This is a genomic window from Acidisoma silvae (assembly GCF_020618775.1).
GTDB classification, from domain to species: Bacteria; Pseudomonadota; Alphaproteobacteria; order Acetobacterales; family Acetobacteraceae; genus Acidisoma; species Acidisoma silvae.
Genome location: NZ_JAESVB010000019.1, coordinates 32,875 through 57,211, shown reverse-complemented (window position 1 = coordinate 57,211; position 24,337 = coordinate 32,875). Strand labels below are relative to the sequence as shown.

The window sequence follows — 24,337 nt, the reverse complement described above, 5'->3', positions numbered from 1 at the left end:
CTTTTTTTCGCCCGCACCGGCGTTCATTTAAGCCCCTCTTGATAAACGGAACGCAGTTCCGTATTATGTGGAGCCATGTTCCGGTTGGCTTTGCTATCGCAAGTCGGTGGGAGTGACAACAGATCTTCGACTGCAGGAGAAACACCATGCAATATCGCACGCTCGGCCGAACCGGCATCAAAGTCAGTCCCTATTGCCTGGGCGCCATGATGTTCGGAAGTCTAGCCAACGCCGATCACGACGACTGCATTCGCATCGTTCACAAAGCGCTGGACTTCGGGATTAACTTTGTCGACACGGCCGACCGCTACAGCAATGGCGAGTCCGAAGAGATCATCGGCAAGGCATTGAAGGGCCGGCGTGACAAAACCGTGCTAGCCACCAAGGTGCATGGTCCCATGGGGCACGATCCCAACCAACAGGGCAATTCGCGCCGTTGGATCATCCAGGCGGTCGAGGCCTCGTTGCGGCGGTTGCAGACCGATCATATTGACCTCTACCAAATCCATCGACCAGCGCCCGACACCGATATCGAGGAGACGCTGTCCGTGCTCACCGACCTGATGCGGGCGGGCAAGGTGCGCGCCATCGGATCATCGACTTTTCCTGCCTCTCAAATGGTAGAGGCGCAGTGGGTCGCGGAACGCCGTGGCCTGGCCCGCTTTCGAGCCGAGCAGCCGCCATATTCGATCCTTAACCGCAGCATCGAGCAGGAGGTCCTGCCGATCTGTCAGCAGTACGGTTTGGGCGCGCTCGTCTGGAGTCCGCTGGCCAAGGGCATGCTCACGGGCCGCTACCGGAAGGGTCAGACGCTGCCCGATAGCTTGCGCGTCAAAGTGTTCGCCAAGCAGATGTCTGACGAGCGCAACTTGGATGCTGTCGAGTGCCTTATTCCGATTGCGGAAGCGGCCGGGTTGTCGCTGACACACATGGCCGTAGCCTTTGTGATGGCTCATCCTGGAGTGACTTCAGCAATCCTCGGCCCGCGCACCGTGCAGCAGCTAGATGATCTGCTCGCGGGCGCAGCGATTATACTGAGTGATGAGATTTTGGACCAGATTGATGCTGTCGTGGCACCGGGAACCGATGCCGGACCAGTAGGCGCTCTTTATGAGCCGCCGCCCGTCACCCAGGCAAGCCTACGCCGCCGTCCAATCGCGGAACGCAAGGCGAACTGACTGCCGACGTGACCCGAGCCCGACAGTACGGTCACCCATTCGCGCAAGTGCGAATTGGAAAGCGCGTTATGCGCCAGCCTGATCGTGGCATTGGCGTCCTCAGCTTGCCGTCGTCACGGCGTTACGGCGAAGTATCTACCTCGAACTGATGTTAGCGTGTGTGTGGTCTTGGCCGTCATCTGCTGGATGAGGACGTTAGCCCCTATGGCGGGACAATAGTCGGCTTGCCTAGCGTAACATGTGCCGCCACGGCCTTTACCCGGTTAAACACGGTGGAATTCCGACCGACCGGACCGTGCTCCAAAGCCGGAACACCTAACGGTGAGTTCAAGATTAGTTTTGCAATTCGGCTTGTCTGGCGATGGCAGGGGAAGCGCACCTCCGTAACTCTCTACCACATTCCTATAACGAAGCCTTTTTTTCTTGAAAAGCTCTACGTAAGGCCTCGCGACTATCATTTTCCGCAGCTAAAGAAACGCGAGCGTTCGGGCAAGCAGGAACGAATCCATGATAGGTGCCTGGATACATATGAAGTTCAAGCGGCACTCCGGCACGAACAAGGCGTCGAGCATATTCCAATTCTTCTTCCATGAGCAGGTCGAGTGGAGCGATTAACAGAAATGCAGGTGGAAGTCCTTCGAGATTCTGTGCCCGCGCAGCTGCGGCGTATGGAGAAACTTCCTCCTTGCCAAGTGCCGATCCAAGTAGGGCTGACCAACCAAACGCGTTGTCCTCGAACGTCCAGGCGACGTCCCTACTTGTGTCGGGAATGTCCGTCCTAACGGCTGTTCGATCGTCAAGCATCGGCGAAATCAAATGTTGAAACGCAAGGGTTAATTCACCACGGTCCCGAACCATCAAGGCGAGACTAGCGGCAAGGCCGCCACCTGCACTCTCACCGATCACTCCAATCCGCGATGTATCTATAGCAAGCTGAGAAGCGTTACCGTGCAACCATTGCAGGACGGCATAGCAATCTTCGATTGCTCAGGGTATGGGGTTTCCGGCGCCAGCCGGTAGTCTACCGAATAGATGGCGCATCCCAATTCGACAGCAAGCTTGCGGTGTTCGGCACCCTTCCGTTCAGGCGAGCCAATGACGTACCCGCCGCCATGGAGGTGAAGCAATACAGGAAGTGAGCCTTCGGTGGCAGCGGGCCGATATGCGAGAACACGCACGTCGGGAGCGCCATTCAACCCTGGAACGTAGACGGTCTCCACGAGCACGGAAGGAGACTCCGTCGGCAACGCCGCAATGGCTTTTTCCAACATGCGTGCTCGCAGCCCCGCTAGTAAGTTCTCTTGAAAGTTTGGAGACGAGATTGCTCCAGATGGCGGAATAAGTTCCGGATCAACTAGATGGATAACATGCATTTGACCTCGCTTCATGGCACCAATTTGCAGTGAACTCATTGCCTGCGAGTTTGGTGTCAAAACACGCAGACGACTCCAAAGGAAGCAATAGAAGGCGCATCCCCGATCATGGCCCAGTATTTCCTATAAATCCTCCATTTAAATGCTTCCTAAGCCATCAGCCTGTCTCTGGATCCTGCCGCTACGATTAGTAGCGCGCGGAAACTAAGTGTAGTAGTCTTCAAACTAGTACCGTTAGTCAAGAGAAAAGCATGTCAGGAAACCCACATTCAATCCCCGTTCACGACCAAGATTCTTCAGCACAATCGGTCACTGCAGCAACAGCAGTTCCGGCAGAAATGCGCCCTACTCTTCAGATGAAGGTGGGCTCCGGTGCCATTGCTTTTGATGATACGGGCGGATCAGGGCCGTTGGTGATCGCAGTTCCCGGCATGGGAGACGTCCGCAATGAGTACCGCTATCTCACTCCTTATCTGATCGGAGCATGCTACCGCGTAGTAACGGTCGATCTACGAGGGCACGGTGCCAGCAGTCCCCGCTGGAGCGACTACTCGGCCCGCTCAATTGGAGGGGATTTGCTATCACTGATGGCACATCTTGGGAGCGAAGAGGCCATCATTATCGGCAATTCGTTCACGGCAGGTGCAGCGATGTGGGCGGCGAATGATGCACCGACGAAAGTGAAGGCTGCGATCCTGATTGGGCCGGTGCTGCGCGATCCTCCCAACGGAATTCCCTGGTACCTACGAGCAGTGCTATCAATTGGCTTTAGCGGGCCCTGGAGGGTTAGATTTTGGCTTTGGTATTTCAAGAGCCTATTCCCCATGCGCAAGCCCGCCGACTTTGCCTCATATTGCACGGCGTTGGGAGAAAACCTACGCGAACCCGGCCGGATGATCGCATTGAAGAATATGCTCAATTTATCCAAATCGGATACAGAACGAATGCTCCACAAGGTGGAAATGCCCGTTCTCGTCGTTATGGGAACGAAAGATGCAGATTTTCCAGATCCCGCCTTTGAAGCAAATTGGGTCGCAGATCGCATCGGCGCGCAACTATTAATTATCAAGGGGGCGGGGCACTACCCGCATACTGAAATGCCAGAGCAGGTGGGGCCAGCCATCGTTAATTTTCTTGGGACAGGTAAGGCATAGTGGTACGTGCGGGACTGGACAAGGAGATTGTTGTGCGGGCCGCAATTTCAATTGCCGACTCTGAGGGGCTTGCTTCACTCTCGATAGCGAAGCTCGCTGCTGTCCTTGGTGTGAAGGCCCCATCTCTGTATAACCACATCCTAAGTTTGGACATGGTTAAAGATGATTTGACCCGACAAGGGATGCTGCTGCTCCTGGATATTACCCGTGACGCAATGGCTGGCGTCGAGGCACGAAAGGCCCTTGAGGCTTTAGGGCATGCGCAACGGAACTTCGCGAGAGATCATCCGGGGTTATGGGCGGGAGCGCAGATGCCGGTTGCCGGTTGGAGTAAAGCTACGCAAAAGGTCGCGAACGTTTACATCGGCTTGGTCTTGGCGGTACTTCGTGGATATGGAATCACAGATGACGCTGCGATTCACTCAGCTCGGGTCATACGCGCATCTCTCAAGGGATTTATTGATTTGGAGTTAGGAGGCGGCTTTGGCTATCCCGAAGACGTCGACGTCAGCTTCGACACACTATTGAAGAATTTAGATTCTGGCCTGCGGATGCGTAAAAAGATATGAGATGTTAACAAACTTGCTGGCGAACCAGCCTGGACTGCGAGTGACAGAAATATTGCGTATAGGAGGGGTGACCCTGATAGCATTTCCGTAGCGTCAACGTCACCGCGGCAGCGCTTCATGACGGAGGCTATGCCTTTAGGGCGCGGTGCCGGCCCTATTTTCAATTTATCTAAACGCTTGGCGATCCGGTTTACCCGCGAGAAAAAGCTCGTGCAGCATAGCATTGCAACAGGGGGCTATCTTGCTTGGTCTATGTCCAAGTAAGGTCTTTCAGTGAACTGCTTGCGACAGGAGAAGTCGAATGCGTAGCTTGGGAATGTGCAAATCGTTGTCACCCTTGCCAAAGCGCCAGCAACCGCCACGCAAATTTTAGCCATAAGGCCGTGACGAGATGACGGCTTAATAATCAACAATACTGCATCGTTTCGGATATTTTAATAACTCACCGACTGGAGCGTCAAATTCCGGACGCGTCGAGGTCAATGTCCCGAGTAAGGCCGATCTTGTTGGAACAGAACTTTTTCATTGCCTGGCGATTAGGTCCGAACCCCCGGCTTTGTGAGAAGGTGCATCTGAGCCTGACTATCGTGGTTCTGCCGCATTGGTTGAATGGAAAAGTGCTGGATCACCCGACTTCTCGCGTAATCGGTACGGGCAGTTCCGGGACAGCGCCATCCGCTGTCGTCTTTGTGAAAGCATTGTTTGTCCGTTGCCTCGCCGAAGGGCTGGTCCGCGGTGAGGGCTTCGCGGCGGATGCTTCCCTTACGGATTTCCTATTCGGTCGCCCCGCGTGTCACAATGCGATCAAGATTCAAGATTAGACGCGTGAGCAAGCGGATGAAAAGATCGCTTTCCTCATCGGTGAAATCGATAAGAGCCTCACGATTGCCCTCAAATAAAACTACGCATGCCTCCGGCAGTCGCGCCTTGGACAACTCGGTCAACGCGATGTGACAACTGCGCCCGTCAGCAGTGTCCCGGGTACGGCTGATCAATCCATCGCGTTCCATTCTAGCCAGCATCTGCGCCATCGGTGGCTGCTCCACCTTGGCGAAGCGGGCTAAATCACGCTGCGTGTCCGCTCTGCCATCTTGAAGCGCAATGAGGACTGGAAGATGCCCCACCCCAAAGCCCAGCGGCTTCAGCCGTGCTTCGCTCAGTCGGGCAAATCCTCGTGCTGCAAGGCTGATCAGGTGTCCAGGCGTCGCAAGAACGTCAAGCTGCATAATGGCTCCATAAATCATTGACAGATATATATGTGCATATGTATTTAAAATAGGTTTTCCGACAAGCTTCGAAACCAAAACGCCACGCTCAGCCGAGGGAGCACATTATGTCTCATGAGCAGACCATCATCACTACCCGCGACGGCGAATGTCCGACCCATGTTTTTTCCACCGGGGCTGATCTGAACGGACCGGCAATCATCTTCTATATGGATGCAGGAGGCATTCGGCCGGCTGTGCTTGACATGGCACAGCGGCTTTCAAAGGCTGGGTATGTCGTGCTGCTACCAGATATTTTCTATCGCTACGGCGCTTATGGTCCGCTCGACCCCAAAAAGGTGTTTGAAGGCGATGTTAAAGCAATCCTCGGTCCCCTGATGGCGACTACGAATAACACGAAAGCTGCCGAGGATACTGAGGCAATCCTCGCCTATCTCGACACCCGCTCAGACGTCAAAGGCAACAAGGTTGGCGGGGTCGGCTTCTGCATGGGTGGCGGTATGGCAATTGCCGCGGCGGGCACCTGGCCGGATCGCTTCGCCGCCGTGGCCAGTTTCCACGGCGGGAATCTGGCGACCGACACGCCGGACAGCCCCCATGCGTACGCCTCTAAGCTGAAAGCCGAGTTATACATCGCCGCAGCTGAGAATGACGTAAGCTACCCGCTAGCCATGTCCGAGCGATTTGAAAACTCGTTGGACGAAGCGCGCATCCGCTATCGCGCTGAGACCTATCCTGCAGCGCATGGCTGGATGAAGCCGGATTTCCCTGTCTACAACGAGGTTGCCGCTGAACGTGGCTGGCGCGAGATGCTGGCCTTTTTCGACCGCACGCTTCGGGAGCGACTTTAATGTCTTTGACATGCCACTCTCCGAAGTCGGAGACATCGGCCCTTCGATCCAGTGACGGCTTTGATGGCGCCGGCGGCGTCGGCAAACCATCGACAGGGGTGGACATAATTGCGCAGGGTTGACCAAATCCATCGGCAAAACAGCTGGTTTAGCCACTCAAAAAATTGGCATTTTGCACAATTTAATGTATTCCAAAAGTGGGCTACCATGCAGTAAAAGTGGGTGTGCCACTTATTCATTTTTATGATGAAACGAGTTGTATAGCTTTCGCACAATTTCGCCGTGGTATTTGACCCACTTTCTGACCCACATACTAACAAGGAGGAGAATTTATTATTCAGAATCAAGGAGTCGCTGAGTCCTTCGTCAGGCTCATAACCTGAAGGCCGCACGTTCAAATCGTGCCCCCGCAACCAAAATCCTAAGCAAATCTGCCAATCCTCGCCGTCCCTGGATACCTTCAGGGCGGCTAGACGTGCTAGCACACCCCTAACACAAATTTGACCTCAGGCTGAAACCTGATAGCCTACCCGTCATTCGCTTCCGAAACTGTCCCATGAGTCACGTCATGACCAGCTACGAATTGATGGATGGCAAGGTCCAGCTCTACCGCCGCGGCGATGGTCGCGTCTGGCAATGTTCGACCTCGGTGGGCGGCAAGCAGCGCCGGGTCAGTACCAAGGAAGAGCAGCTCGCCGAGGCGAAGCATTTTGCCGCGGATTGGTACCTGGTGGGGTCGCCGTAACAGGGCCATTGAAGGCTAAGCTCTAGAAACTCAATCTTGCCGGTTAGGTTCTGAAAGAATGTCTCGAAGAAGCCATGGATATTATAGTGCGCAATGTGCCCGAAGCAGTTACTGAGCCACCCGTAGAGGGTCTTGGTGAAAAGGCTCTGCTTGAAGTCGGCTGCGATGAACTTGCAGAGTTTATTCCCGAAGTGGGCCTTGCCTTCCGCCGTTTCCCATTTGGTCGCGATAAACTGGTCTGCGGTGAAAAGCGGGCGCAGCAAAGCGCCCGTGTCGATGATGATCGGCATCGGTAAATCTCCTGATTGAGATGTCGTTGGGCGGCTTAGGCCGCCTTTTGTGCGGTCTGCGCGAGGTCGGCATCGAGCCGAGCGAGTTGGGCCAGCTTCGCGTCGAGTTCGGCTTGCAGCGAGAAGGTCTGGCCGCTGCGCTCCTGGTAGCCGTTCAGGCGATTCTGGGCCTCGACCGCACGGCGTTCCTGCTCCTGCAGGTCGATCCCGAGACGGTCGAGGATATGTTCGATCCGAGACATCAGGCCCAATGGCGTTAGCTCGTCGTCAAAGGGGATTTCCTGATCGAGCCCGTTGCGGCGCAGGAGAAGGCTCGCCTCGAATTCCCGCCGCCAACCGCGGTCGGCGTGGCAGGCGAGCGCGAAACTGCCGATGCTGCCGAGATCCTTCTCCATCGGGACCTTTCCGCGTTCGGCAAGGCGCACCTTGGACAGAAGCGATGTGCCTGCGACCCGGCGATCGGTGACGAGCTGGCCTTCGAATTCCATGCGGAAGGCATCCCCGCGCGTGGAGACGTGCTGGATGAGGTCTTTGCCGATATCGGCAATCCGGCGGGTTGCATGGCGATGCTCTGCGTCGGCGTCGGCGATGCGGCGTCGGATGTTCAACTGATCGTCGAAATGCGCTGCCCGCTGGCGGTCGAGCCGTGCGATCTCGGCTTCCAGTCCGGCCTTCTGCATCAGCCGCGCATCCCCAGATGCGATGGCTTTCGCCAGTGCGAACTGATTGGCGGCCTCGCCGATATCGTCGATGGTCCGGATGCTGCGATCACCGGAAAGGGCAGCGGATACGAAGCGCTGTTTGCGCTCGTTGTTTTGCCACATCGTCGCGTCGAGGGAGCCGAGCGTGGCGTAGGCGAAGATCTCGATCTCGTCGTATTGATTGCCCTGCCGTTCGATCCTGCCTTCCCGCTGCTCGATTTCCGAGGGTAGCCAGGGCACATCGAGGTGATGCTCGGCCTTCAGGCGCCGTTGGACGTTGGCCCCGGTGCCCATCTTTTTGGTCGAACCGATCAGGACACGAATGCGGCCCGCGTTGAACTCATTGAACAGGCGCTGCTTGTCGGCGGTCTTCTTGTAGTCTTGGACAATGGCGATATCCGACGCCGGGACGCCGAGACGGACAAGCTCGTTCCTGATCCAGCGATAGGCTGAGAAGCCGCGCGTCTTTTCCGCCTCCAGCGTGCCGAGGTCGCTGAAGATGATCTGTCCGCCGCCGGGGATGGGATCAGGCGATCCGTCCGGCTTCTTGAAGCGATCATTGGCTGTGCGCAGCCAGATGTCGTGGACAGTGGCGATTAGTTTGTTGAGCTTGTTATCAGGCTCATTATCGTTGGCGAGGCCGACCAGGCGCATGTCGATGGCGGCGTGACGGCCATCCGTGATGACAGCGAGCAGGATGTCGTCACCTTTCTGGACCTTGCGGGTGCGACTTTCGATCTCCGAGATGCGGTCGGCGAGGTGCGCCTGGTAGTCGCGGAAGGCTTCGCTGGCGTCGGCGGTGACCAATTGGCGCTGACCGGTCTTGATTTTGGGCAGGCGGAGGTACTGCCGCAGGTCGTCCTTGAGGACGATATCCGAACAGGCCCGGAACATGTCAATCAGCTCGGGCACGTTCACAAACCGCGAGAAGCGCTCGACCGGCTTGTAGGAGCCCGAGGGCTGAAGCTCCAGCTCCGTGCGCGTATCACCGAATGAGGCCGCCCAGGCGTCGAACTCGTGAACGCCGCGGTCGTGAAGCGTCGTCTCGTTCTGAAACCGCAGCAGCGTGAACATCTCGCCGAGTGTGTTGGTGATCGGCGTGCCCGAGGCTTGGATGAGGGCGCGGCGTGGATTCCTCGAATCGATGAAGCGCATCTTGACGTAAAGGTCCCAGGCACGCTGTGAACCTTCGGGATCGACGCCCTTTAGGTTGAGGCGGTTGGTGGCAAAGGAGAGTTTGCGGAACTCCTGCGCTTCGTCGACGATGATCTGCGAAACGCTGATCTCGTCGATTGTCACCATATCGTCGCGCCGATCCTTGATCGCTTCCAGTTGATCCGAAAGGCACTCGCGCATCGCCTCCAGCCGCTTGCGCGTGACGCGATCGTCAGCGTCGGCCTTGAGCTTCAGCGCCTCGAAGGTATCGATCTGCTGCGAGATGATCTCGCGCTCGAAATTTGCGGGAACGCCGATGAAGCGGAAGGCCGAATGCGTGATGATGATCGCATCCCACGAACCCGTGGCCGCGCGTGCCAGGAACCGGGCGCGTTTATCCTTGGCGAAATTTGTCTCGTCAGCGACCAGGATGCGGGCGGTCGGGTAAAGCTGAAGGAACTCCCGGCTTGCCTGGGCCAGGCAATGGCCGGGAACGACGAGCATGGCCTTTGAGATGAGCCCGAGGCGGCGCTGCTCCATGATCGCGGCGGCCATCGAGAAGGTTTTTCCAGCGCCAACTGCGTGCGCCATGTAGGTGCTGCCGGACGTGATGATGCGCCAGATGACCCGCTTCTGGTGGCCATAGAGCCGGATGATGTCGCTGGCGCCGGGCAAGGTCAGGTGCGCACCATCGAAATGGCGGGGCACCAGATTGTTGAAGCGATCATTGTAGAGCCGCGAGAGCCGATCGGCGCGTTCGTGGTCGGCCCAGACCCAGGTCGAGAACGCGGTTTTGATCTTGTTCAGCTTTTCCTTCGCGGCCTCCGTCGCCTCCGGGTTCAGCACCCGGCGCTCGCTGCCGTCCACGATCTCGGTATCGAAGATCTGCGGGGTGGCGCTGTTCAGCGCGTCGTGCAGCAGCGAGCCGGCATGCCGCCGAGGGGTGCCCCATTCGGAGGTTCCGGCGGCGCTCGTGGCGAAGCGATGGCCGTCCACGGTCCATGTCGCGACTTCCTCCATGTGGAAGATGCGCGTCTCGGTTTCCATCACCTCAAGGGTGAAGGCCTCGATATCCTTCGTCGGAATCCACGGCGCGCCGAGGCGGGCTGTGATCCCCGAGGGGGGGATGTCCTGCGGCTGCGCTTCAAGCAAAGCCTCGACGTTGCGGGCATACTGAGGATCGAGGAGCGCGGCGTCGCGGGCAACGGCGAGCTTGGTGCGAACCGGCCCCGAGAGATAGGCATCAGCCGTCTCCCAACCTTCGGTCAAAGGATTGCGAAAGACGGTCGCACCGAGGCGGTCGAGCGCGTCCTTGGGTTCGCATTCCAGCAGCTCGGCCAGACGCTCCGGATCGACGAAGCCCACCTCGTTCAGCGCTACGGCCAGCGCGTCAGTGGCCGACGTGATGACCGGGGTCATCGGCGGCGACACCACGCGTTGGTCGAAGATCGGCCCTTTCTTCGCGATGCCGGCTTCCAGGTCGTAATCCTCGATCGAGGCGACCAACCAGCAATCCGGGTCGTCGGCGAAATGCGCCAGGTTCGGCCGGCGATGGGTTTCCTTCTCCTCCCCGCTCTCAGCGTCGCGGGTGACGGTGACGACGGTATGATTGATCGGACCGTGGTAGCGGATGAAGGTCGAATAAGCGGTGCGCAGCCGGACCTGCGCCTGCATCCAAGGCCGCCCCGCGGCCTGGGTGCGCAGCACCTCGCGCACCGCGTCGCGGATCGGCATGAGGGCGCGGATGACCTTGGCGGCCTTCGGTGTCAGGCCCTCGCCGCCCTTGCCGGTACGGATGGCGACCGGGCTGCTTCGACCGTCGATGATCTGACAGAGACGGCCATCCTTCCCGGCGACATAGGAGCCCTCCCTGACCGTGGCGCCATCGGCGGCCAGGCCGACGGACGCGATTTCGTCGTCATCCTCACGGTCATGGTCAGCGCTCGGAGGGGTCGTAATGCCGGCGGGCAGACGGCCGAGCGCCTGGTCGAGCTGCGCCTCGATCGTGGCGAAGGGCGCGTTCGGGCGGCAGGTGTAGGACCAACCGGGCCCGTAGATGCCCCGACGTTGGCCGTGCGATCCCAGGACCATCTCGGGGTGAGCCGCGAAATACTCGTTGATGTGTACCACGCCACGGCGCAGATGCCGGTGCTCGGGCTCTCTGCTCTCATCGGCACCTGCATCGCTAGAGTCCCCGCCCTCGTCGCCGTCGAGGCGAAGTTCGATGAGGTCCATCCAAGGCGCGCCTGCTGCGGGCGCACCTTCAACGCGCCGCTGGAAGGCCAGAATGTCGATGACGACTTCTGTGCCGGCCGTAGCCTTCATGCTGCCCTCCGGCAGGCGGACGGCCCCGACCAGATCGGCCATCGAGGCGATATGCTCACGGGCGGTTCGGCTGGCCTTGTCCATCGTTCCGGTGCTCGTGACCATCAGGGCGATTCCGCCGGGGCGGAGGCGGCTGATTGAGCGCGCGATGAAGTAGTCATGCAGGCGCAGCCCGAGGCCTGCTGTCGTCGGGTCGCCGCGCACGATGCGGTCGGCAAAGGGTGGATTGCCGATGGCGAGATCGAAACCGCCCCCGAGGCGGCTGCGCGTGTAATCCTCGCAGTGGATGCGCGCCTCGGGGTGGAGCAGCCGTGCGATGCGCGCGGTGACGGGATCGTACTCGATCCCGGTCAGGCGCGATGACGCGCGCAGTTCATCGGGCATGAGCGCGAAGAACAGGCCCGTGCCCATGCCGGGCTCCAGCACACGGCCGCCGCCATACCCCAGATGCTGGGCCACACGCCAGATGGCGCGGATGACGGGCTCGGGGGTGTAGTGGGCGTATTGGGTCGCGCGCTGAAGGGCCGCGTATTCGCCGTCGTTGGTGCTGTTGACCAGGCTTTGGCCGAGATGTTCCCAGCCATCGCGAAACCCATCGGCGCCGGGCAGCGGGAAGGCGTTCTGCGCCAGGTCCGTGGCGCCGAAGCCGATGAATCGCAGAAGTTGCTCCTGCTCATCGCGGGATGCTGCGCGGCCGGCGTCTTCGATCTCTTTCGAGAGCGCGATGGCCCGAATATTGTCGTGCGCGCGACCGCTCCAACTGCGCGCCAAAATGCGCTCACCATCGAGCCGGTAATTCTTGCCCGCAGCGATCCGTGTCGCGGGCCGAGCGGCATTGACGCACGGCGTCAGTTCGACGGTCGGATCTGTCGATTGGGCTGAGGTGGCGCGTGGGGCATCGAGGGTCCAGCCAAGGGCCGTCGTGTCGAACAGGCCGAAGCTGTATTGTGCAGCATTTGTCATGAATATCTCCGGGGTGGTCGCGCGCGACGGCATCCGCCAGAGCGGACCAGGAGCGGGCGGACGGATTGAAGGAAGGTTTGGCGGCGCGGGCGCGCCGGTATGGACCGCTCAGTATTCGCTGGGCAGCAGCAGCACGTTGTCGGTGAGGTAGAGCGTGATTTCCTCGAGCGGGAAATCGGTCCAGGGGACGTGCTGGCGCAGCAGCTCGACGCCATTGCCGTCGTCTGCGATTAGCTCGGCCGATTTATCGGCGTTGACCCGGAGCTTCCAAGCGACGAACGCTTCGCGGCTCACGCGCCCGTTCATCCGGCCCCACGCCACATTGTCGATCAGCCAGAAGGCGTTCGCCTGTTCGGCGAGAAAATGGACGCCTTCGGTAAAGAGCATCGAACCAACCCAATGCCTGAACCAGGTCTCGGTCCCCGTGTGCATGGCGAGACCCGTCGGCAGCTCGGTGCGTTTGTCTTTTGCCTCTTCCGTTTGCATGCGGCTTTCCTTTCAGATCTTCTCTGTCGAAGACCCTTTCCGGAAGCCTCTGGGCGAAGGACGGGGCAAGGGCGCGAGCCGGCGAAGCCGGGACGTTGCGCCATACTTTGGCGTGACGGACCCTTGCGGCGGCCATCGCTCAGTGGCAGCGGTTCACCCCTGTAGATTCGTTTTTGATTTCTCACGCTCACGCTTCGTCAGCACGTCGAGTGGCCGCACGAGGTGCATAGGGTGCAACTGCCCTGATGTATGACCATCATTTCATTGCAGAAGGGCATAGGTCGTCCGCTTCAAGGGATCGACGTGGTGTGGCGGATGATCATCCGCCACCTTGGTTGTGATGAGGCCGATCGAGCGTAGATAGTCCTCGAATTTTATGCCGATTACGGCAGTCAAGGACGGCATGTACTTGCCTTCATCCAGTCACCAGCACGCGGATCGCAGATATGCAGTAGCTCCTCCGGCACGAGGCGGGCATCGTCGCTTGTCCTCAGTATCGCTGAGCCTATGCGCGTGAGGGTCATGATGAGGGCCATGTTCTCGGTAACGGCAGCTGGCGTCGATGATGTCATTGATGCAGAGGAGATAACCGTTGTTGCGTCAGGGAATTTGTACCTTTTGCCGTCAAGAACCTCGGTCGAGCCATTTTTCGGGGTCGCACCGTGGGTGTCTTTGCGACGAGCTTCCCAGGTATGATGCCCAGCACGCCGCCGATGGCCGTTATCTCGCCGGCGGAACACATCTGCATTCAGGCCGCCTGCAGCGCCATACCGACTCCGCGGTATTGAAAAAGGCGAACCTGCCGGAGGACATCGATTTCGATGCCTTCCAGGACGTTTATCGAGGCGTATGCTCCTGCTGAAAGGGTTGCACGACCTACCGTCCGAATTGCATTTCGGGGGCTAGTTGGGCGCTTCGATGCCTTGCTGACGCGGTTCGGCGTGGGAGCGAGGTTGCAGTTTCTTTAGCTCGCGCTTGGGAGGCGCGCCGAACATGCGCGCGTATTCGCGACTAAACTGCGAGGGGCTTTGATAGCCAACCGCGAAAGCTGCTTCTTCGACATTGAATGCGCACGACGCCATCAGGCGGCGCGCCTCAAGCAGCCTTAACTGCTTCTGGTATTGCAAAGGGGTCAACGAGGTCAGGGCCCTGAACTGCCGATGGAAGGCCGAGACGCTTAAATGCGCGATCACCGCCAGTTCCTCGATCCGAACTGTCTCCTTAAACCGGCTTCGTAGGCTATGCATGGCTTGAACGATCCGTTGAGAAAGGCCGGTCCTCAAGGCCAGCCTGGCGATATCGCCAGCCTGGGGTCCTGTCAGGAGCCAATAGCAGATTTCGTGCATAATGCCGGGATAGAGGGCCCGAATTGCTTTGGGCTTGTCCAGCAGGCGTACGAGCCGCAAGGCGCAGTCGGCCAGCGGCCCTTGGAAGTCCGCGATGAAGACGCCGCGTCCGGGCTCGCCGCTGGACCGGGGCGGCGGGTCGATATCTTCGGCCACGTTGCGCATCAGATCTAGGTCAAGTTCGACAGCCAGGACTAAGCAGGGTTCTCCTGGGCTTGCTTCGACCACCCGGCCCGTCGAAGGGGTCTCTACGCCAATGATGAGAGCCTGGCCCGCTTTGTACTCCAGGTGACTGCCGCCGAAGGTCGCCCATTTTGCGCCTTGGGCAACGATGCACATGGCCGGCCGTGAGATCATGTGGCTGGGCGCCTTGGGATAGTCCGACCGCATGATGACCAACCCGATGCCGTCCACGTCCGTTATAAATGGACCCTTGCCCGGCTGAGCGTCGGTATAGCGTGCAAGCGCTTCCGCGAGGGCCCTCATCGTGTTTCGTGATCCATCCGGGGATACTATCATGAAGCCAGGATCAGGCAAGAAATAGGCGACTCTCGGCATTCAAAGCAGGAGGCCAGAAGCGGCATGATCAAGCCACAAGACGCGGGTTACGATGCGTCGGAAGCGAGAAAGATTAATCATGTCAAACGTTAAAATTGCTATCATCACGGGCGGCAGCCGCGGTATCGGCCGTAACACGGTCCTTTGTTTGGCCAGCCGGGGCGTCCACACAATTTTCACTTACAATACAAATCGAGCAGAAGCCGACAAGGTAGTAACGCTGGCTGCGGATGCGGGCGCGCAGGCAATTGCCTTGCAGCTGGACACGGGCGATACGAGAATGTTCGCCGGCTTCGTAGAGCAGCTGCGGGCAGTGCTCGTGGATTTGGGCGCCGACCGCTTCGACTATTTGGTGAACAATGCCGGCACGTCGTCCAGCGCGGGCCTCGAGGCGATCACAGAAGCGGATATGGATGCCCTCTACTCTGTCCACTTCAAGGGCGTGTTGTTCCTGACCCAGGCGCTTTTGCCACTCCTGAACGACGGCGGCCGCATCGTAAACATCTCCTCCGGCCTCGCGCGCGTCGCCATGCCCGGGCGTGTCGGCTACGGCCCAATCAAGGCTGCCGTTGAGGCGCTGACCCGTTACATGGCTGTTGAGTTGGGATCGCGCAGGATCACCGCCAATGTCGTCGCTCCGGGCGCCATCGCAACCGACTTCAGTGGCGGCATCGTCCGGGACAATCCGCAGGTTAACAAGATGGTCGCCGATCACACAGCACTCGGCCGCGTCGGAACACCTGAGGATGTCGGACCGGTGATCGCCACCTTGCTCTCCGATGAATTCGGTTGGGTCAATGCCCAGCGCATCGAGGTTGCCGGCGGCATTCAGATCTAGAAAGGTGCGGTGGAGCGCCGCCATTTGGACGGCTGGCGCCTTAATCTCGCTGACCGCGGACTTAGGGCGCTCTTGTAAGTTCCTTTCTCAGCCACACGATAGTCGGGGGAGTGAAGGCCGCCATCCCTATATTTCTAGTTGTGTTGCATAAAGGGATACTCCATGCCCACGACACCTGAGAACTTTGCCCTGTGGTTGCCTAAGCGCGGCGGCACTTTCGAAGTGGGCCCAGCACCTTATACCCGTCCGGGCGCCAGCGAGGTTGTGGTGAGGACAAGAGCGGTCGGTCTCAACCTCGTTGATGGCATCCCTGGCATCGCCTATCGGCTTATCCTGCCGTGGCTAACCTTCCCGGCAGTGATTGGCGGGGACATTGCGGGCGAGATTGTCGAAGTCGGTTCCGGCACCGACCGATTCAAACTCGGCGACCGGGTATTAGGGCATGCGCTTGGCCTCGAGCGATCGATAAACCGGTCAGCTATGGGTGCCTTCCAGCATTACGTCGTTCTCTTAGCCCATATGGTCTCCCCAATACCGAACGACCTCTCGTTCGAGCAGGCGGCAGTGCTGCCACTGCAACTATCGACCGCGGCAACCGGCCTGTTCCAGAAAGATGGCCTGGCACTGGTCCTCCCAACCGCGAATCCGACCGAGCGCGGAGAGACGGTGCTGATATGGGGCGGATCGACCGGCGTCGGCAGCAACGCCATACAGCTGGTCCGCAATGCGGGGTACCGAGTGGTTGCGACTGCCTCGCCACGCAACTTCGATTATTTGCGCGCCTTGGGTGCCGACGCCGTGGTTGACCGGAACAGTCGAGCGGCAGTCGATGAGCTAATAGCGGCTATAGGCAGTGGCACGCTCGCCGGCTCGCTCGCGATCGGCAAGGGCTCGCTGCTGAAAGTCATGCGCGTCGCCGCCCGTGTGCATGGCTCCAGGCGCGTCTCATCCGCAGCACCAGGCTTCGTCACCCGCATCCTCGCGCTGCGCGGGCCTCGGCGCGTTCATGTAAGCGGCATCTGGGGAGGCAACCTCAAAGACAACAAAGTTGGCTCCGCGATCTACGCCGACTTCCTCCCAGCCGCGCTCGCGGCCGGGGCTTTTCGAGCTGAACCGCCAGCGGAAGTCGTGGGTACCGGCCTGGACGCCATCCCTGCCGGACTGCAACAACTCCGCAAAGGTGTTTCCGCGAAGAAGCTCGTCATCGCGGTCTAAAACGTATCTCACGTGACCTCCGTGCCAATGAAGATTAGACATCGACATGGTCATGCCCCGACGACATGCGAAGAGCTTTCGATCTTGAGCGTGTTTTGCAAGATTCCAGCGCGCTGAGGACGTTTTGGCCCTGCAACGTGTTCCGTAAAATCACCGAGCGCCAATACCAGGGCCCCCCGCAGGTGAGTATCATCGTGCCGAGCACGAGAGCAACTGCTGGCGCTGAAAACAGTCCCAAGGGGATCGAAGGATCGCTCACTGATGGTATCCACATTCCGCTAAATTGGACACTATCTCGGATACATCAGCCTAGCTCAAGCCGTCTTTCTGGAACAGGCCAGTTGCCGCAATCGACAGTTGCAGTGGCAACACCGCCGTCTGCTCGAAAGAGATATCTTTTGGTATTGGGGGACCATACGGGCCAGGAGTACGACGTAATGCTGGAAGGCACCCATGGCGGACCGGTTTAGCGCAAAATTACGAGTCTACAGCCTAGGGAGCGCACTTCGATACCATCGAGATGGTCCGCAAGTGGGTCGCCAAAAATGCGATTACCTGATCGTGAGTACCACGCGACCGGACTATTCAACCCGAGTGGAGCAGAGTTAATCCGACCACAATAAGCGTAACTCCGATCCAACCGGAGATCGATACTTTCTCCTTCAGAAGAAGGCGAGCGAGGAAGACCGTCACGACGCTTGCAAGCGTGCTGAGGGCCGTCACGACTGCAACGTGTCCCGTAATCTCGCCGTACGCTAAGACCAATGTTGCTCCGCAGCCAAGTATCGCCGTGCCCAGCACAAGAGAAAGCGCTGGCGCTGAGGGCAACCGTAACTGGTGATCCACTGAAATCCCGAAGGCAAGAGAGGCGGCCGTACCCAGTACGTAATAGCTGCATGTGGGCACAACCGCCCCCAACATTGGAACAACGAATTGCCCAAGCAACCAGAAGCTTGTCCCATAAAGAATGGCCGCAGCGGCGGCGAATATCGCTCCCGTGTGATCTACCGGTCCTACTTTCGGGCCCTGGTGCGGTTTTGCAACGGTGGCGCCACCTGCTGTCGTCAACGCGACCCCAATCCACCCAGCCAAATGAAGCGCCTCACCGGAGGCAGCCGCCAGCAGAGCGGTGACCCCTCCGTATGTCGCCGCGATCGGAGAAACGATGCCCAGACTTCCAGTTGCCATAGCACGAAGGAGGCAGGCACTGGCGGCCAACCCACTCAGATTCGACGCGATGGTGATAAGCCAGGTCGTCAAGTCTGCACTCGGGACGCCTCGCCACATAACAATCCCACTCATGATGCACGCGGCGGCGAGGTCGCCGTAAAAGATGGTCCTCAAAGTGCCGGTCCGTCTGACGGCGAAGCGCGCTGCAAAGTCTGTTGTTCCAAAAAGCAGAGCGGCGAGTAGGCCAAGGATTATAGCGACATTCATTGCTGGCACGCTTTAGCGATAGGACAAGCGCTGCAAGCGCTGAAGTCGCACAGACGACAGAGTCGGTAGAGGTCGCCTGGGCTATCGGTTAGAGCAATGAGAAGCTTGCTCGCGATCACCTCAAGTTGTCCCTTCTCCGTCTCGTCCAAGACGAAGAGCGCGTCGGCAAGCACTGCGGCGCGGGCGGCAAGGGCCTCTGCGGCAAGCCGGCCTCCCCTTTTAGTGAGACGCAGCACTGTTGCCCGCGCGTCCTGGCTGTCAGGCACCCGCACAGCAAGCCCACCTACTTCCAAACGGTCGGCCAATCGGACGGCAGCGGAGTGGCTCAGGCCAAGCACGCCCCGCAGCGATTCAATGGTCGGTCTCTCGCAATGCGATAGGTGCACGAGAGCGGCGGCCGGAGCCGACCGTCCATCTTGCCCAGGCCCCCGTGGGTTGAGCCGATCGCTTAAGGCTACAGCGAGTGCCCCTAGAAGATTACCAGATCGATTGATTCCCATTCGAGATGCATAGACGTTAATATGCGCGGCGCATACATTCTGGCAACCACAAAAGCGAGAGCGGTCGTGGCTTTCGACGGTCGGAAGTCGGCTGCTGGGTCGTCTCCGAATGGCGAGAAGCGCGTAGCAGAGGCAGCCATATTGGAACGCCGTTGTGGAGGCGGAGCGACCGGGTAGGTCGTCCTACCGCCTTGTGTCTTCCTATTGCTCCGGGCTCTGATGCAGGGATCAACATGAACGGATATATCGACTGGCTTCGGATGGCGTTTGATCGAACCGCCCTTGCCAAACAAGCCGCGAGGTGTCCCGACAGAACATCCGTCCGGGCGCACCAGCAGGATGCGGCAGCAAAAGACGGGTTTAGATCAGTCTCGGGGCAGATTGTTGCCAGGGTTGCTCGTCCCTTGAACCATGAACTATCGTGCCGGAAGAAACGGCTTACAACGCAGCTCGCATCGACGGGTGGTTTGATATTACCCAATGCCACCTTTCCACAATTGATCGTTTGTTAATATCCCGCTGCCGAGGGGGATGATCTTAACGGTGGCCCCCCGCGCCAGTATTAAAGCAATTTATCAGGCGTGATCGGTAAATTGCGCACGCGTTTGCCGGTGGCGTTGAAAACGGCATTTGCGATTGCTGCTGCAACCCCCGTGATACCAATCTCACCGACGCCATGTGCCCCCATCGGAGCACGGGGATCCGGAAGATCGGTCCAGATCACGTCGATCTCGGGCACATCCATATGAACCGGGATATGATAATCGGACAAATTCGGGTTCATGATGCGCCCCGTGCGTTCGTCGATTTGTGCCACTTCCATGAGGGCTAGCCCCAAACCCATGATAATCCCGCCGCGGAACTGGCTCGCAGCCGTTTTGGCGTTGAGGATACGCCCGCAATCGAAAGCTCCTAAAAACCGAGTGACGCGCGTTTCACCGGTAACGGCACTGACCCGCACCTCGCAAAACAGAGCGCCGTACGAATGCATGGACCAGTGCATCATCTCCAGCGGCAGGGGAGCACTCGCCTCCACGCTCAGGTCGTCACGGCGCGCGTGACGGAGGATCGAGACATAGCTTTCCCGCTGATGGGGTGCGTCCCGTTTCCGTAACGCGCCGTCCACCGTCTCGATTTGAGCCGGGCTCAGACCAGTGAGTGGCGATCCTTGGGGCAGGAGCTTGAAAAGCTCGGCTACTAATTTGGTGTGAGCAGCGATCACCGCCGCGCCAATTGAGGCCGTCTGTTGCGAGGCGACGGCATCAATGGTTCCGGGCAGGCTGGAGTCACCATAGGAGAATGTCACCTTATCCAACGGAAGACCGAGCCGTGCGGCGCAGATCTGCGTTTGAACCGTGGCCGTACCCATGCCCATCTCGTGCGCCGCAGCCTCGACCTTCGCACGCCCATCATTTGTCAGGGTGATGCGAGCGGCGCCGCCCGGTATCCGCACGTAGGGATAGGCAGCGGTAGCGCATCCCATGCCAATCAGCCACTCACCGTCGCGGCGGACGCCACACTGAGCCGTGCGTGCGGTCCATCCAAACTGCTCAGCCCCCATCCGATAAGCCTCGAGCAAATGGCGCGACGAGAATGGCCGGCCCGACGTCGGATCCTTGTCCGGCTCATTGCGCACGCGCAAGGCGATCGGATCGAGCCTCATTTCGACAGCCAGCTCGTCGATGGCGCTCTCAAGCGCGAAACTACCGACAGCGTCCCCGGGTGCGCGCATGAAGATGTTGGCGATTACGTCCATGTCGGCGACTTGAACATCGAGGTGCATAGTGCGAGCCTGATAAAGCGCTCGGGTCGACACGATAAACGCCTCGGCGAGTTCGCCATACTGCGCTGTCGCTGTCACGCCTTCATGAATCAAGGCGTCGAATCGGCCATCGCTCTGTGCGCCGATGGCGACTCGCTGTTCCGTCATCGCCCTTCCGCCAACCGTTCGATAAACGCCCTTGCGTGGAAGTGAGATACGGACGGGACGCTCGGCGAGCTTGGCAGCGGCTGCTGCAAGGATTTTGTATTTCCACTGCATTACTTGGCGCCGAATCCGCCACCGACGAAGGGCGATCGGATGCTGATCTGCTCGGCCTTGAGATCGAAAGCCCTGGTAAATGCGTTGGCCGACTGCCGCACCGATTGGGTGCTATCGTGGACGATCAACGCGTCCCCACGCCACGCAACTGTAGCTGCATGGGGCTCCATCGCGTTGTGATTGTGGAATGGTGTGCGGTAGGACTGGTCGACCTTGAAGGGCGCTGCGACAAGCGCGGCCTCAGGATCGCCTATGGTGTTTTGCAGTGGCTCTCCAAAGTACAGGACATGTCGTTTACGTTGTTTGGCCGCATCGAATCGTGTGACCGCCGGTTCGACATCATAGGTCGCTTGAATTAAGGAACTGGCGTGGTCAGCCTGCTCCTGTGTCTCCGCGAGAACAACCGCAATAGGCTGTCCATTCCAATGGATGCGGTCGTCCTGCATCAGTGGCAAATCGCCCGCCGCACCGGGACGCATCCTGGGGGCGTTTCGGTGTGTCATCACCAAAATAACGCCCGGCGACTGCTCGGCGGCGCTCGTGTCCAGTGTCGCCAATCGACCTTTGGCAACAGTACTAAAGGCGAATGCCGCGTAGGTCATATCATCGATCGCCACTTCAGCGGCAAAGGCAGCGGCGCCCCTAACCTTGCAAGGCCCGTCCAGACGGGGCAACGCTGCCCCTACCAAGCCATGCGCCTCCATCAAAGGGTCTGGCTTGCCGCCAGGGATCCATTCTTCCGGCGCAAGTTCGGCGACTTTCCCGAGAATGCCGATCGGTCCCAAGCGATAAAGGCTTACAGCCGCAGCCCCGGCGCCTACGCTGCCAATAATCACGCGCCGGGATATCAAGCGGCGGCGATCGCGAGGCGGCTTAGCCATGTGAGATGTCTCCGCGGTCTGTTGACAGCTCCGTCAGGACGGCCACCATGGTCCGCTTAGCGAGCTCGATCTTGAATCCGTTGTGCTTAGAAGGTTGGGCGTCACTCAACTCCGCTTCGGCGGCGGCGCGGAAAATCTCGACGGTCGCAGGCTGACCGAGCAAAATCATTTCAGCTTTAGACGCTCGCCAGGGTCTGGTTGCAACGCCACCAAGAGCGAGGCGAACCACACGGACTATTCCGCCATCCACCTTCAAGACGGCCGCGACAGAGACAAGAGCAAAGGCAAGACTGGAGCGATCGCGCACCTTGCGATAGGTGGAACGGGAGGCGACCGGCAGCGGACCTAGCTCGACGGCGGTGATCAATTCGCCGGGCTCTAGGACGTTTTCTATCTCAGGATGGTCCGCGGGCAAGCAGTGAAACTCAGTCAGCGGCAGTCGCCGGTCTCCGGTCAGGCCATGGAGGTGCACGCTGGCGCCGAGCGCCGCTAGCGCAACACACATATCGGATGGATGGGTCGCGATACATGCGCTGGAGACGCCAAGAATTGCGTGACCCCGATTTATTCCGTCGATCGCATCGCATCCCTGCCCAGGCCGGCGCTTGTTGCAGCGGGATCCGCCGTCGTCATAAAAGTATTCGCATCGAGTGCGCTGAGCGAGGTTGCCCCCGATGGTCGCCATGTTGCGGAGTTGGGCCGAAGCGCCAGAAAGAATGGCACGTGCCAGCACGGGATAGCTCATTCTGACCAGACGGTGCTCAGCCACGGCAGTGTTCCGGGCCCCAGCACCAATCAGCAGGCCGCCGCCAACAACGGGCTCAATGCCGGTGGAGACGCCGGTGACATCTACAAGGGTGATAGGCTGTTCGATATTCTCCCGCATCAGGTCAACCAGATTAGTACCCCCGCCAAGGTATTTGCTTTGGCCACTCCCTCCGCGGCGAACCGCGTCAGCGGCGTCTGATGCCCTAGTGTAGCTGAAAGGGGTCATGGTTCGACCTCCACATCTACCGCGATGATCGCATCGATAATACCATTGTAGGCGCCGCAGCGACACAAGTTGCCACTCATTCTTTCACGCAGTTCGTTCCGGTCGACCGCCGCCGCCGCCAAGAGATCGGCGGTGACATAACTCGGGATGCCACGCTTGACTTCAGCTCGCATGCCAATCGCCGAGCAGATTTGGCCTGGCGTGCAGTATCCACATTGGAAGCCATCATACTCGACGAAGGCCCGCTGTAGCGGATGCAGCACACCCTCGACGGACAAGCCTTCAATAGTCGAAATCGATTGGCCATCGAACTGCGCCGCGAACGCGAGGCAAGATAGAATCCGCTCGCTTCCGGCTAAGATCGTGCACGCTCCGCATGCGCCCTGGTTGCACCCCTTTTTCGTGCCGCTCAACCTCAGATGGTCGCGAAGAAAATCTAGCAGAGAGACACGGGCATCAGACGGCAACTGCGCCGGCAGGCCATTGACGAAGATCATGGCCGTCTGGCTGGCGATGCATTGCTTTGAAGGGCAGTCGCGATATCGACCAGCAGAGGCGGATGCGTCGGCTTCCAACTCAGCCGAGCCTGTGTGGCCTGACTGGAAGCCGGGTTGTCGGCACCGATGAAGGGCGCAAGCCAGCCGAAATGCCTTGTGGCTTCCTCGGGCGATAGGCTTTTGGCCTTAATACCCAGATAGCGTGCAACGCTGTCTGCGATGTCACGAAAAGGAATTCCTTCTTCGGCTATCGCGTGGTAGCGAGCGCCAGCCTCACCACTTTCGAGGGCAAGCCTGAACAGATGCGCGGCATCGAGCCGGTGCACCGCCGCCCACCGATTCTTTCCATCACCGATGTAAGCGGAAATCTGCTTCTTGCGTGCGATATTGATCACTTGGGTGACGAGGCCCTGCTTGGTCTCATCATGCACCGACGGGGGTAGCCGCACGATCGTCGCCCTTATGCCGCGCGTGGCGAGGTCCATTGCCATGGTTTCGGATGGTGCCCTGACGCCGCCAGGGGCACCGGGATCGGCAGCGTCAGTTTCGACCGCTTGACGATTTGGCGCCATGGCCATCGTCGGAAACGCTGCCACCAAGCATCGCTCCCGGCCTCGCAGCGCGCCGCCAAGCGTCTCAATCGCGCGTCGATCCGCCTCAACGGCGGCAGTCATGAAGCGCCTTACGATGTTGGCCGGACTCCCGCCCAGAATAACCTGCAAACGAGTGGTCATTCTAGCCTGCCCAAAGGCGTGGAAGAAGGCGGTATGGACCACGCCATCCGCTGCCCCCGCTCCCCGACGCAGGCTTTCGAGATCCTCGATCGTGCCACGCAGAGCTTTCGCACCTGCCGCTTCAAGTTGCTGGGCAGCATCAGCCGAGCGCGCAAGTCCAGTGACCTGGTGGCCGGACTTGAGCAGATCGCTGACAATGGCTGATCCTACGTAGCCTGAAGAGCCTGTGACAAAGATCCTCATGGAGCGATACTTTCTCGGTTAATGCAGTCGGAGGCGC

Annotated in this window: 19 protein-coding genes and 1 pseudogene; 8 read left to right on the top strand and 12 right to left on the bottom strand. The window is 59.3% G+C overall.

The genetic code is table 11. The annotated features are described in order from the left end of the window. The first annotated feature begins 146 nt into the window (after window positions 1-146). Window positions 147-1,178: an aldo/keto reductase gene (locus tag ASILVAE211_RS22250; protein ID WP_227323563.1), complete on the top strand. Its 1,032-nt coding sequence runs from the start codon at window positions 147-149 to the stop codon at window positions 1,176-1,178. Between the two features lie 402 nt (window positions 1,179-1,580). Here ASILVAE211_RS22250 and ASILVAE211_RS22245 read toward each other — a convergent pair. Continuing rightward, window positions 1,581-2,449 (bottom strand): annotated as a pseudogene (locus ASILVAE211_RS22245) (alpha/beta hydrolase). A gap of 353 nt (window positions 2,450-2,802) precedes the next feature. On the opposite strand from ASILVAE211_RS22245, the gene ASILVAE211_RS22240 reads away from it, so the two are divergent. Together ASILVAE211_RS22240 and ASILVAE211_RS26410 are read left to right on the top strand one after the other, a co-directional pair. Further along, window positions 2,803-3,705 carry an alpha/beta fold hydrolase gene (locus tag ASILVAE211_RS22240; protein ID WP_227323562.1) on the top strand — a complete coding sequence of 301 codons (903 nt, stop codon included), beginning with the start codon at window positions 2,803-2,805 and terminating at the stop codon, window positions 3,703-3,705. Continuing rightward, window positions 3,705-4,274, top strand: a complete 570-nt coding sequence (locus ASILVAE211_RS26410) for a TetR/AcrR family transcriptional regulator (protein WP_227323561.1) — start codon at window positions 3,705-3,707, stop codon at window positions 4,272-4,274. The genes ASILVAE211_RS22240 and ASILVAE211_RS26410 overlap by 1 nt, the downstream gene beginning before the upstream one ends. Window positions 4,275-5,047: 773 nt before the next feature. Here ASILVAE211_RS26410 and ASILVAE211_RS22230 read toward each other — a convergent pair. Next, window positions 5,048-5,500, bottom strand: coding sequence for a MarR family winged helix-turn-helix transcriptional regulator (locus ASILVAE211_RS22230; RefSeq protein WP_227323560.1), 453 nt, complete (start codon window positions 5,498-5,500; stop codon window positions 5,048-5,050). A 107-nt stretch (window positions 5,501-5,607) separates the two neighbouring features. Here ASILVAE211_RS22230 and ASILVAE211_RS22225 point away from each other — a divergent pair, with 107 nt between their 5' ends. The 3 genes from ASILVAE211_RS22225 (at window position 5,608) to ASILVAE211_RS22215 (ending at window position 7,392) form a co-directional block, all read left to right on the top strand. Next, window positions 5,608-6,351, top strand: coding sequence for a dienelactone hydrolase family protein (locus tag ASILVAE211_RS22225; protein ID WP_227323559.1), 744 nt, complete (start codon window positions 5,608-5,610; stop codon window positions 6,349-6,351). Window positions 6,352-6,919: 568 nt separating this feature from the next. Continuing rightward, a complete protein-coding gene (locus ASILVAE211_RS22220; RefSeq protein WP_227323558.1) occupies window positions 6,920-7,096 on the top strand; it encodes a hypothetical protein in 177 nt (58 codons plus the stop codon). An 86-nt stretch (window positions 7,097-7,182) separates the two neighbouring features. After that, on the top strand, window positions 7,183-7,392 hold the full coding sequence (locus tag ASILVAE211_RS22215) for a hypothetical protein (RefSeq protein ID WP_227323557.1): 210 nt from the start codon (window positions 7,183-7,185) through the stop codon (window positions 7,390-7,392). Between the two features lie 29 nt (window positions 7,393-7,421). Here the strand turns inward: ASILVAE211_RS22215 and ASILVAE211_RS22210 are convergent, their stop codons facing one another. The 4 genes from ASILVAE211_RS22210 to ASILVAE211_RS22195 form a co-directional block, all read right to left on the bottom strand. Continuing rightward, on the bottom strand, window positions 7,422-12,530 hold the full coding sequence (locus ASILVAE211_RS22210; RefSeq protein ID WP_227323556.1) for a lactate dehydrogenase: 5,109 nt from the start codon (window positions 12,528-12,530) through the stop codon (window positions 7,422-7,424). A 108-nt stretch (window positions 12,531-12,638) separates the two neighbouring features. Then, window positions 12,639-13,016 carry a DUF6876 family protein gene (locus ASILVAE211_RS22205; RefSeq protein ID WP_227323555.1) on the bottom strand — a complete coding sequence of 126 codons (378 nt, stop codon included), beginning with the start codon at window positions 13,014-13,016 and terminating at the stop codon, window positions 12,639-12,641. Between the two features lie 261 nt (window positions 13,017-13,277). Beyond that, window positions 13,278-13,421, bottom strand: coding sequence for a hypothetical protein (locus tag ASILVAE211_RS22200; RefSeq protein WP_227323554.1), 144 nt, complete (start codon window positions 13,419-13,421; stop codon window positions 13,278-13,280). A 497-nt stretch (window positions 13,422-13,918) separates the two neighbouring features. Next, entirely contained in the window at window positions 13,919-14,848 is a 930-nt protein-coding gene (locus ASILVAE211_RS22195) for an AraC family transcriptional regulator (protein WP_227323553.1), read from the bottom strand. A 151-nt stretch (window positions 14,849-14,999) separates the two neighbouring features. On the opposite strand from ASILVAE211_RS22195, the gene ASILVAE211_RS22190 reads away from it, so the two are divergent. Together ASILVAE211_RS22190 and ASILVAE211_RS22185 are read left to right on the top strand one after the other, a co-directional pair. Further along, the gene (locus tag ASILVAE211_RS22190; RefSeq protein ID WP_227323552.1) at window positions 15,000-15,758 is read left to right on the top strand and encodes an SDR family NAD(P)-dependent oxidoreductase; all 759 of its coding nucleotides are present in this window, start codon (window positions 15,000-15,002) and stop codon (window positions 15,756-15,758) included. Between the two features lie 162 nt (window positions 15,759-15,920). Then, on the top strand, window positions 15,921-16,973 hold the full coding sequence (locus tag ASILVAE211_RS22185) for a zinc-binding alcohol dehydrogenase family protein (RefSeq protein ID WP_227323551.1): 1,053 nt from the start codon (window positions 15,921-15,923) through the stop codon (window positions 16,971-16,973). A gap of 585 nt (window positions 16,974-17,558) precedes the next feature. On the opposite strand, the gene ASILVAE211_RS22180 is transcribed toward ASILVAE211_RS22185, so the two are convergent. From ASILVAE211_RS22180 to ASILVAE211_RS22160, 6 genes are all read right to left on the bottom strand, one after another. Then, on the bottom strand, window positions 17,559-18,410 hold the full coding sequence (locus ASILVAE211_RS22180; protein WP_227323550.1) for a DMT family transporter: 852 nt from the start codon (window positions 18,408-18,410) through the stop codon (window positions 17,559-17,561). A gap of 1,062 nt (window positions 18,411-19,472) precedes the next feature. After that, window positions 19,473-20,951: a xanthine dehydrogenase family protein molybdopterin-binding subunit gene (locus ASILVAE211_RS22175; protein ID WP_264479054.1), complete on the bottom strand. Its 1,479-nt coding sequence runs from the start codon at window positions 20,949-20,951 to the stop codon at window positions 19,473-19,475. Then, entirely contained in the window at window positions 20,951-21,832 is an 882-nt protein-coding gene (locus ASILVAE211_RS26165; RefSeq protein WP_264479053.1) for a xanthine dehydrogenase family protein molybdopterin-binding subunit, read from the bottom strand. The genes ASILVAE211_RS22175 and ASILVAE211_RS26165 overlap by 1 nt, the downstream gene beginning before the upstream one ends. Further along, window positions 21,825-22,826 (bottom strand): FAD binding domain-containing protein, encoded by a 1,002-nt coding sequence (locus ASILVAE211_RS22170; protein WP_227323549.1) that lies wholly within the window; start codon window positions 22,824-22,826, stop codon window positions 21,825-21,827. The genes ASILVAE211_RS26165 and ASILVAE211_RS22170 overlap by 8 nt, the downstream gene beginning before the upstream one ends. After that, complete coding sequence (locus tag ASILVAE211_RS22165) at window positions 22,823-23,323, bottom strand: 2Fe-2S iron-sulfur cluster-binding protein (RefSeq protein ID WP_227323548.1); 501 nt, start codon at window positions 23,321-23,323, stop codon at window positions 22,823-22,825. Before ASILVAE211_RS22165 ends, ASILVAE211_RS22170 begins: the two co-directional genes overlap by 4 nt. Further along, window positions 23,320-24,300 (bottom strand): SDR family oxidoreductase, encoded by a 981-nt coding sequence (locus ASILVAE211_RS22160; protein ID WP_227323547.1) that lies wholly within the window; start codon window positions 24,298-24,300, stop codon window positions 23,320-23,322. The genes ASILVAE211_RS22165 and ASILVAE211_RS22160 overlap by 4 nt, the downstream gene beginning before the upstream one ends. Window positions 24,301-24,337: the final 37 nt, after the last annotated feature.